The 10,709-nt window shown below is 51.7% G+C and carries 8 protein-coding genes; 6 read left to right on the top strand and 2 right to left on the bottom strand.

The features are described 5' to 3' along the window. Positions 1-177: 177 nt before the first annotated feature. Both FHW71_RS15250 and speA read right to left on the bottom strand, forming a co-directional pair. The gene (locus FHW71_RS15250) at positions 178-867 is read right to left on the bottom strand and encodes an EAL domain-containing protein (RefSeq protein WP_179452195.1); all 690 of its coding nucleotides are present in this window, start codon (positions 865-867) and stop codon (positions 178-180) included. Positions 868-1,582: 715 nt separating this feature from the next. Then, entirely contained in the window at positions 1,583-3,562 is a 1,980-nt protein-coding gene (speA, locus tag FHW71_RS15245; RefSeq protein WP_008107264.1) for a biosynthetic arginine decarboxylase, read from the bottom strand. 784 nt (positions 3,563-4,346) lie between these two features. On the opposite strand from speA, the gene metK reads away from it, so the two are divergent. The 6 genes from metK to gshB all read left to right on the top strand — a co-directional run bounded on the left by metK (position 4,347) and on the right by gshB (position 10,629). After that, positions 4,347-5,501, top strand: coding sequence for a methionine adenosyltransferase (metK, locus tag FHW71_RS15240; protein ID WP_061720231.1), 1,155 nt, complete (start codon positions 4,347-4,349; stop codon positions 5,499-5,501). 454 nt (positions 5,502-5,955) lie between these two features. Beyond that, entirely contained in the window at positions 5,956-7,350 is a 1,395-nt protein-coding gene (locus tag FHW71_RS15235) for a sugar porter family MFS transporter (RefSeq protein WP_008107259.1), read from the top strand. A 118-nt stretch (positions 7,351-7,468) separates the two neighbouring features. Continuing rightward, entirely contained in the window at positions 7,469-7,981 is a 513-nt protein-coding gene (locus FHW71_RS15230) for a SprT family zinc-dependent metalloprotease (protein ID WP_179452194.1), read from the top strand. A gap of 113 nt (positions 7,982-8,094) precedes the next feature. Then, positions 8,095-8,802 (top strand): deoxyribonuclease I, encoded by a 708-nt coding sequence (gene endA, locus FHW71_RS15225; protein WP_061720234.1) that lies wholly within the window; start codon positions 8,095-8,097, stop codon positions 8,800-8,802. A 73-nt stretch (positions 8,803-8,875) separates the two neighbouring features. Next, positions 8,876-9,607: a 16S rRNA (uracil(1498)-N(3))-methyltransferase gene (gene rsmE, locus FHW71_RS15220; protein ID WP_179452193.1), complete on the top strand. Its 732-nt coding sequence runs from the start codon at positions 8,876-8,878 to the stop codon at positions 9,605-9,607. A 77-nt stretch (positions 9,608-9,684) separates the two neighbouring features. Continuing rightward, on the top strand, positions 9,685-10,629 hold the full coding sequence (gshB, locus tag FHW71_RS15215) for a glutathione synthase (RefSeq protein WP_008107250.1): 945 nt from the start codon (positions 9,685-9,687) through the stop codon (positions 10,627-10,629). Positions 10,630-10,709: the final 80 nt, after the last annotated feature.

Genomic DNA, 10,709 nt, shown 5'->3' with positions numbered 1-10,709 from the left:
TTGAGTTTTGTTTAGCCGCCATCCTGATAACTGATTGGATTTATTTCTAAAAATCACCACGGGAAAAAGTTTTATTTTCTCAATTGGCCGGGCACAAATGACGTGAAACGCATGGAGCCCAGGCTTTGACATTTTTCACTTCCCCGAGGGATGAAACCAACCCAGTAATATTCAGGATTATGCTAATAAATCATCGAGATAGACGCTCTGCCACAGATAGCCTTGCATGCCATAAATCGGTTTATGCGCTAGCAGGTTGACCTGTTGTTGATTTTCAACACCCTCAACGATGACGCCGTTGCATAATTCGTTGAGATGGTCGAGCAGAATGTCAAAGGTGCGACCGTCGCCAAATTGCCAAAAAAATTCCTTGTCAATCTTGACGATTTCAAATATTCCGCTATCGAACATAGAAAGGTTGGAATAACCCGGACCAAAGTCGTCGAGCCATAAAGGGGCGGGCGTCACTTTCGCGACACCTTTTAAAATCAACAGATCGGCGCTATTAAATCGCGCGGTGAAGAATGCTGATATTTCCAAACGCAATAGCGTCAGTTGAGCCAGTTTTTCTTGTATTTCAGCATCTTTAAAAATGCTGGCTACGATATCTCTATCAACATTGACACTGACAATCTGGTCGAACCCTTTCTGGTATAGCTGAATAAGTTTTTCGATCTGGTGGAGGAATAACTGCCATTTAACGTCAGCAGAAAGCTGACTGAAGAACCCAACATCCCTTTCAGGATTACGCTTATTATTGATGTCCGCGTCATCTGCGAGACGCGTTAACAATTCCCTGGCAATCACCTGGCCGGATAAATCATAAACCGGCTCTAACAAGAACACTGTCTTCGGTTGATTGCTCATTTCACATCCTTACTGCAACTGCCTGATAGCATTAAACTGTCAGGATTTCTCATGTGAGAAGTAAGGTAAACATTGATAAAACTTAATGTCTTAACTGAAGGTTAACGTACAACTTACACTTTGAGAAATAGATTTCAGTAAACACCACTGACAACTTCAATCGTTTAAACCAATCAATAACGTAAGTAAATTTCTTTAAAATTCATAAAAACTTCGGATAATTCTGAGAAAAATTTAACTTAACGCTAACCTTGACAGCTCAACAAAACACGAACAAATTGAAAGTTAAGGATAAAAAACAAATTAACAATGATTGATTTTTATACTTATCTCAAATTTGAAAATGTTTCATCTGGAATTCATGATTCCAATAAACTCCAATAAATAAAGTTATCGTGAGTGACTATTCAATCCTTAATGTTTAAATTTTGATTATGCATTGCAAAGAATACATAACAGATAAGCTGCTTAATCACTGTTTAATCATTAGGTAATGTAAGGGCATTGGCGAAAAAGGAGGTTGGTACTGAATGGCTTTATCAGCAAAAAGAAAGAGATAGCACTGAGGATATAAATGCGATTTTTTGGCGGCAGGTTAAAAATAAGCGAAGAGTGATCGTCTTCACAAATAGAATTAAAAGGTTGAGGATGTGCGAGAATATAGCAGGAAAAGAGTAAACCGAGCCCTTTACGGGCTCGGTTTGAGAGCAGTTAATTACTCATCTTCTAAATAGGTATAACCGTACAGGCCGCTTTCGAATTCTGCGAGAAACTGCGCACGCAGCTCTTCAGGAATATCGGTTTGCTGGGTCACCTGATCGCGGAACAGCGTCATCAGATCGTTCGGATTAAGCTGCACGTACTCGAGCATATCCGCCACGGTATCGCCCTCATCCGACAGCTGTACTTCCACGCTGCCATCCGGGAACGCAAACACATCCACTGCTTCGGTGTCACCGAACAGGTTGTGCATGTTGCCGAGAATTTCCTGATACGCACCGACCATAAAGAAGCCGAGCATCGGCGGATTGTCGATGTCGTACTCCGGCATCGGCATGGTGGTGGCAATGCCATCGCCATCGACGTAGTGATCGATGGTGCCATCGGAGTCACAGGTGATGTCGAGCAACACCGCGCGACGCTTCGGCATTTTATTCAGCCCTTCCAGCGGCAGCACCGGGAACAGCTGATCGATGCCCCACGCATCCGGCATCGACTGGAACAGCGAGAAGTTGACGTAAATCTTATCCGCCATACGCTCCTGCAGCTCATCAATGATCGGGCGATGCGCGCGGTTGCTTGGGTCGAGGTGCTGCTGAATATAGTGGCAGATGCTCAGGTAAAGCTGTTCTGCCCAGGCGCGCTGACCGAGATCGTAGGTGCCTGACGAATAACCGGTATGGATGTCGAACAGATCCATTTGGCTATCGTGCAGCCATTCACGCAGCGAACGACGCACGTCAGGTTCGTGCATCTCTTGCCACGTATCCCACAAACTCTGAATCGGACGCGGTGAATCGGCATCCGGTGCCACCGGCGTGCTGAACTCGTTACGCTCAACACCAATGATGTTGGACACCAGCACGGTGTGGTGCGCCGTCACCGCACGACCTGATTCGGTGATCACGGTTGGATGTTCCAAACCGTTCTCTTCACAGGCATCGCCGATTGCCCAAATCACGTTGTTGGCGTATTCGTTCAGGCCGTAGTTGACCGAGCAATCAGACTGCGAGCGTGTTCCTTCATAATCCACGCCCAAACCGCCGCCCACATCGAAGCATTTGATGTTAACGCCCAGCTTCGCCAGCTCAACGTAGAAACGCGCCGACTCACGCACGCCGGTGGCGATGTCGCGGATGTTGGACATCTGCGAACCGAGATGGAAGTGCAGCAGCTGCAGGCTATCGAGACGACCCGCTTTGCGCATAATGTCGACCAGCTGCAATACCTGCGATGCCGCCAGACCAAACTTCGACTTCTCACCACCGCTCGACTGCCACTTGCCTGAGCCCTGTGACGCCAGACGTGCGCGGATACCGAGACGTGGAATCACGTTCAGACGCTCGGCCTCTTCCAGCACCAGGCGCACCTCGGTCATCTTCTCGATCACCAGATAGACTTTGTGACCGAGCTTTTCACCGATCAGCGCCAGACGAATGTATTCGCGGTCTTTATAGCCGTTACAAACAATCACCGAACGGGTTTTACCGGCGTGGGCCAGCACGGCCATCAGCTCGGCTTTCGAACCGGCCTCTAAGCCCAGCGGTTCGCCAGAGTTGACCAGCGACTCAATCACGCGCTTATGCTGGTTAACCTTGATCGGGTAAACCAGGAAGTAGTCACCTTTATAGCCGTAAGATTCACGCGCGCGTTTGAAGGCGGCGTTAATCGAACGCAGACGATGCTGGAGAATCTGCGGGAAGCAGAACAGCGCTGGCAGACGTTGGCCGTCGGCTTCGCGCTCTTTCACCAGTTTCGCTAAGTCAACGCGCACTTCCGGCTGATCCGGATCGGGACACACGCTGATGTGCCCCAGCTCGTTGACGTCGTAATAATTGTTTCCCCACCAGGCAATATTGTAGGTACGCAGCATTCTGCTCGCTTCCTGATCGTTCATTGCCACCTCCTGCATGGAGCGGAGTACACCTTGTTCGCCAGCTGACGAACCCTTGATATTCTTCATGTCGTCAGACATCGCGAACCTCAATTTTCCGTTGAAATATGAATTTGTTACCGAGTTTTGTCATGGTGGCGCCGGGTAAAAATTGCCTCATCCTGCTTGCTGCCTCTGTAAGGTTGCAATGTGCAAAGCTGACTCTAAGTGTAAAACACCGCACCGAAGTCGGGGCAAATAGCCTGAGACTTCCACGGTCTGTAGACAGCGAAATGCAGTAATAGATGCAGAGAAATGTTAACCGGCGCGCGTGTCGGGAGAATGAACACAACGTCGATAGAAGAAAAGAACGGGTTTGGAGTGTGAAAGGAGTGCCAGCGCGCCGAAACAGCGCAGTGAACCAAAGCGAGAGAAAGAGTGGTTCATTACTTTAATCACCTCCATCGCCTGCTTAAAGCATGCGAGAAACGGCTTGGGTGAAGGTCAGATTAAATGGCATCTGACGGCGCGACGCACGGCGGCGTCATCCTTTGCGGCTGTGGTCGACAGCAGCGGCGTTTTATACAGCCACGCGGGGTAAAATGCAAAATCTTTGTCAGGTAACTGCGCGCGGTGTCAGGAAATAATTCCACTTGTGATGTTGCGGAAAATGCGGGATCGGAAAAAGCACTGGAAAAGTGCTCACTGAGTAACCTAGAATAGCCGTCCAGATGGTTTTCCATCTAAACTGATTAACATCCAGGCGGTGTGAGCCAAGGCTCTCGCTGCCTACTGCTTGCGGCTTTGCCTGAAGGGGCGTCGAGTCGGTCTGATCCCACTTACGCTATGCAGTCGTATTCAAACCATTTTTAAGGTAAAGAACAGAATGGCTAAACACCTTTTTACATCTGAGTCCGTATCAGAAGGACATCCTGATAAAATCGCTGACCAAATTTCCGATGCCGTGCTGGATGCGATCCTCGAGCAGGATCCTAAAGCACGCGTGGCCTGCGAAACTTACGTGAAGACCGGTATGGTGCTGGTTGGCGGTGAAATCACCACCAGCGCATGGGTGGATATCGAAGAGATCACCCGTAATACCGTACGTGAAATCGGCTATGTCCATTCCGATATGGGCTTTGATGCTAACTCTTGCGCAGTGCTGAGCGCGATTGGTAAGCAGTCTCCAGACATTAATCAGGGCGTTGACCGTACCGATCCGCTGGAGCAAGGCGCGGGCGATCAGGGCCTGATGTTTGGCTACGCCAGCAACGAAACCGATGTGCTGATGCCAGCGCCGGTTACCTATGCGCACCGTCTGGTGCAGCGTCAGGCTGAAGTGCGTAAAAGCGGTTCACTGCCTTGGCTGCGTCCGGATGCCAAAAGCCAGATCACCTTCCAGTACGATGACGGCAAAATTGTCGGTATCGATGCAGTTGTGCTGTCAACGCAGCACGCTGAAGATGTCACCACCGCCGATCTGCGTGAAGCGGTGATGGAAGAGATCATCAAGCCGGTTCTGCCGACTGAGTGGATCACCGCCAGCACCAAATATCACATCAACCCAACCGGCCGTTTTGTTATCGGTGGCCCAATGGGCGACTGCGGTTTGACCGGTCGTAAAATCATCGTTGATACCTACGGCGGCATGGCACGTCACGGTGGCGGCGCGTTCTCCGGTAAGGATCCGTCAAAAGTTGACCGTTCTGCCGCTTACGCCGCGCGTTATGTAGCGAAGAACATCGTAGCGGCTGGCCTGGCTGACCGTTGCGAAATCCAGGTTTCTTACGCTATCGGCGTGGCTGAGCCAACCTCCATCATGGTTGAAACCTTTGGTACCGAGAAAGTCTCCACCGAACAGCTGACGCTGCTGGTGCGTGAGTTCTTCGACCTGCGTCCATACGGCCTGATTCAGATGATGGATCTGCTGAAACCGATCTATAAAGAGACTGCAGCATACGGTCACTTTGGTCGTGAGCACTTCCCGTGGGAGCAGACTGATAAAGCTGCGCAGCTGCGCGAAGCGGCGGGTTTGAAGTAAGCCCAGAAGCGACATCGTTATTGAGCCCGCCACTGGCGGGCTTTTTTGTGCCCGTAGGGTCGTCATTTATGACGACCTGGTTCTCAAGCTCTTCAAACCGGTTTGTCACTTCTTCCACGCTGTCTACACTTCTTTCACATCGCTTACAACTTGGTGATAACGATTACATTTTGAAATCCTTTAACAATCGGCAATTTAGAGATTTTTCAGCGTAGTTATTACGGTGAAAATGCGTTATTTTCAGCGTCCTCTGATTGCCGGTATTTAGTGCGATGTCAGAAACTTAAAGGGTGCTATACCTTACTGGTTACGTAACTATTTCGGGCGGAAAATGCTGGATTGCAGGGTTTCAGCGTGTGTAACCGATTACACTGATGTGATCTTACTCACTTTTTTCCGCCGACAGGTTTCATAACATTGATAACAACAACGATGGATAAACTTTGGAGGCTTCATGCCTGGTAATACTCATAAGAGCAGAACTTCAAATAAGGTCATGACCTTGTTTGTCTGCTTTTTAGCGGCGCTGGCCGGCTTGCTGTTTGGATTGGATATCGGTGTTATCGCCGGTGCTCTGCCTTTCATCGCGAAAGACTTTAACGTCACCGCACATCAGCAAGAGTGGATCGTCAGCTCAATGATGTTTGGTGCAGCTGTTGGTGCGGTTGGTAGCGGCTGGATGTCATCGCGTCTCGGTCGTAAAAAGAGCCTGATGGCCGGTGCGATTCTGTTCGTTATCGGTTCGCTGTGGTCTGCAGGCGCAACCAGCCCGGAAATGCTGATCGCCGCACGTGTGGTGCTTGGCCTGGCCGTTGGTGTTGCTTCTTACACCGCGCCGCTGTATCTCTCTGAAATCGCGCCGGAGAAAATTCGCGGCAGTATGATTTCGCTTTACCAACTGATGATCACCATCGGTATTCTGGCGGCGTATCTCTCCGATACCGCGTTCAGCGATGCTGGCGCATGGCGCTGGATGCTGGGCATCATCACCATTCCAGCAGTGCTGCTGTTGATTGGCGTGTTCTTCCTGCCAAACAGCCCACGCTGGCTGGCGGCTAAAGGTGATTTCCGCAGTGCTGAGCGCGTGTTATCGCGTCTGCGTGATACCAGCGAACAAGCAAAACGCGAGCTGGATGAAATCCGTGAAAGCCTGAAAATCAAACAGTCGGGTTGGCAGCTGTTCCAGAGCAACAGCAACTTCCGCCGCGCAGTGTTCCTTGGCGTGCTGTTGCAGGTGATGCAGCAGTTCACCGGTATGAACGTCATCATGTATTACGCGCCGAAGATCTTCGAAATCGCTGGCTTTGCCAATACCACGCAGCAAATGTGGGGCACGGTGATTGTCGGTCTGGTGAACGTACTGGCCACCTTTATTGCTATCGGTCTGGTGGATCGCTGGGGTCGTAAACCTACGCTGGTGCTGGGCTTCATGGTGATGGCGATTGGTATGGGCATCCTTGGCACCATGCTGCACATCGGCATCCACTCGCCAGAAGCGCAGTACTTCGCGGTGGCGATGCTGCTAATGTTCATCATTGGTTTTGCGATGTCTGCCGGTCCGTTGATTTGGGTTCTGTGTTCCGAGATTCAGCCGCTGAAAGGCCGCGACTTCGGTATCACGGTTTCCACCGCGACCAACTGGATTGCCAACATGATCGTCGGTGCCACCTTCCTGACCATGCTGAATACGCTGGGCAACGCGCCGACCTTCTGGGTTTACGCCGGTCTGAACGTGTTCTTCATTCTGCTGACGCTGGCGCTGATTCCAGAGACCAAAAACGTCTCGCTGGAGCACATCGAGCGCAACCTGATGTCTGGCAAAAAACTGCGCGACATCGGTCAGAAGTAATCCCGATAAGCGAATGCAAGGGCTGCCAACTGGCAGCCCTTTTTTATAGGTTCGCCATTAATGGCGACCGCTTCACACTCAGTTGATTCAACCGCTGCAACCTTTTATGCTGCCCACCATGAAAACACCACGCCTTCCCATCGCCTTACAGCAAGCCGTCATGCGTTCGCTGCGCCATTATTTGCAGCTGGCTAACGACAAGCTGGAACGCCGCTTTGATGAGCCATCTTTGATCTATCAGCAGCGCGGCACCGCTGCGGGCACCGCATGGCTGGAGAAGTGGGAAATCCGCATCAATCCGGTGCTGCTGCTGGAGAATCAGCAGGCATTTGTTGATGAAGTGGTGCCGCACGAACTGGCGCATCTGCTGGTGTGGAAAACCTTTGGCCGCGTGCCGCCGCACGGCAAAGAGTGGAAATGGATGATGGAGAGCGTGCTGGGTGTGCCTGCGTGTCGCACCCACAAGTTTGAAATCGACTCGGTGCGCAGCAACACCTTTCCCTATCGCTGCAGCTGCCAGCAGCATCAGCTTACGGTGCGTCGCCATAACCGCGTGCTGCGCGGTGAAAGCGAATATCGCTGCGTGCACTGCAAATCGCTGCTGCAACCCGGTGAGTTTTTATCGAAATAGTTTAGCAATATAGTTTGTAATATAGTTCAGCAACATAGCCTAATCTCATATCCCGTACGTCATCATTCTGTTACCCTGCCGCCCTTTTTCAGGACCAGGTTAATTTTTGGAATATGTCTCGCAAAACGCTGCTGTTACTTACCTTATTAGTTGCCCCGCTTAGCGCTTACAGCCTCAGTTTCACTAACTATCATCAAAACAATTTTAGTCAGGCCAAAGCGTATGCCGCGCAGATCAACGCTGATGCGCCAGCCGACTTTTACTGCGGCTGCAAAATCAGCTGGCACGGCAAAAAGGGCGTGCCCGATTTAAACAGCTGCGGCTACAGCGTGCGCAAAAACGCCAATCGCGCCGAACGTATTGAGTGGGAACATGTGATGCCCGCGTGGGAGTTCGGTCATCAGCGTCAGTGCTGGCAAAACGGCGGCCGCAAAAGCTGCAGCAAAGATGCCGATTACCGCCGCATCGAAAGCGATCTGCATAACCTGCAACCCGCGATTGGTGAAGTGAACGGCGACCGCAATAACTTCCAGTACAGCCAGTGGAACGGCGGTGAACAGCAGTACGGTCAATGCGGCATGAAGGTCGATTTTAAGCAGAAGCTGGCGCAGCCGCCGGAGCGTGCGCGTGGCGCCATTGCCCGCACTTACTTCTATATGCGCGACCAATATCATCTGCGCCTATCGCGTCAGCAAACTCAGCTGTTTACCGCGTGGGATAAGCAATATCCGGTGACGACGTGGGAGTGCGAGCGTGACAATCGAATCGCCAAAGTACAGGGAAATCATAATTCCTACGTACAGCAGGCTTGCCAGCGCTAAAAGCGCTACCCTACACTAGCTTTTTTCGATTGCGCCGTGTCCGCTGACACGGCATAACGCTGGCAGGAACCGCATGCGTATACCTCGCATTTATCATCCCGAATCTCTCGAAGTTAACAGTGAAGTCTTCCTCGACGAGGATGCCGCTAACCATGTCGGGCGCGTGCTGCGCATGACGGCCGGTCAGCAAATTGAGCTGTTTGATGGCAGTAATCTGACTTTTAGCGCCGAAATCACCCAGGCTGATAAAAAGCGTGTAAAAGTAAGGGTCCTTGCCAGTCAGGCTGATGACCGTGAATCCCCGCTGCATTTACACCTCGGCCAGGTGATGTCGCGCGGTGAAAAAATGGAATTCACTATCCAGAAATCGATCGAACTTGGCGTGAATGTGATTACGCCCTTGTTTTCTGAACGCTGCGGCGTAAAGCTGGATGCCGAGAGACTGGCGAAAAAAATTCAGCAATGGCAGAAAATCGCGATTGCCGCCTGTGAACAGTGCGGCCGTAATCGTGTGCCGGAAATTCGCGAACCGATGACGTTACAATCCTGGTGCGCGGAAGCCGAAGACGGTTTGAAGCTCAATTTGCATCCGCGCGCCAGCCACAGCATCAATACGCTGCCGCAGCCGGTTGAGCGCCTGCGCTTACTGATTGGCCCGGAAGGTGGCTTAACCGCCGATGAAATTGCCATGACCGCGCAGCAGGGTTTTACCGATATTCTGCTTGGACCACGCGTGTTGCGCACCGAAACCACCGCACTCACCGCCATTACGGCACTTCAGGTGAGGTTTGGTGACCTCGGTTAAGCGATACTTTCGGGTTCGAACGTAACTTCACAGCACAACGCTTTCGGGGTAGTTGCTTCCCCATTTAGGAGAGAATAATGATTAAGCTTGGCATCGTTATGGACCCAATTTCGTCCATCAACATTAAAAAAGACACCAGCTTCGCCATGTTGCTGGAAGCACAGCGCCGTGGTTACGAAATTCATTACATGGAGATGAGCGATCTCTCCCTGCGCGGTGGCGTGAGCTATGCGCGCACCCGTCTGCTGAGCGTTGAGCAGAACTACGACAACTGGTACACGTTTGGCAGCGAGCAGAATATCCCGCTGGCCGATCTCAACGTGGTGCTGATGCGTAAAGATCCGCCGTTCGACACCGAATTTATCTACGCCACTTACCTGCTGGAACGCGCAGAAGAGCAAGGCACGCTGATCGTCAACAAACCGCAGAGCCTGCGTGACTGCAACGAGAAGCTCTACACCGCATGGTTTGCCGACCTGACGCCAGATACGCTGGTCACGCGCAACAAAGAGCAGCTGCGCGCCTTCTGGCAGGAACATGGCGACGTGATCCTGAAGCCGCTGGACGGCATGGGCGGCGCATCGATCTTCCGCGTGAAGCAAGACGATCCCAACTTTGGCGTGATCACCGAAACCCTGACCAATCATGGCCAGAACTTCTGCATGGCGCAGAACTATCTGCCAGCGATTAAAGATGGCGACAAACGCGTGTTGGTAGTGGATGGCGAACCTGTGCCGTACTGCCTGGCGCGTATTCCGCAAGGTGGCGAAACACGCGGCAACCTGGCGGCTGGTGGCCGTGGTGAGGCGCGTCCGCTGAGCGATAGCGACTGGGAAATTGCGCGTCGCGTCGGCCCAACGCTGAAAGCTAAAGGGCTGATTTTTGTCGGCCTGGATATCATCGGTGATAAACTGACTGAAGTTAACGTGACCAGCCCAACCTGCGTACGTGAAATCGAGGCCGCGTTCCCGATATCGATCACTGGCATGCTGATGGATGCCATTGAGAAACGCCTGGGCTGATGCCGTCGGAGTCTCCACTCCGTGAACACCCAAAACCGGTGCTGCCGCGGCTGCGCCGGTTATTTTTGGTATACGAGTGA

The organism is Enterobacter sp. Sphag1F (assembly GCF_014193275.1).
GTDB lineage: Bacteria > Pseudomonadota > Gammaproteobacteria > Enterobacterales > Enterobacteriaceae > Pantoea > Pantoea symbiotica.
Note: the sequence above shows the minus strand (reverse complement) of the source record. Positions and strands in the feature narration are given on the sequence as shown.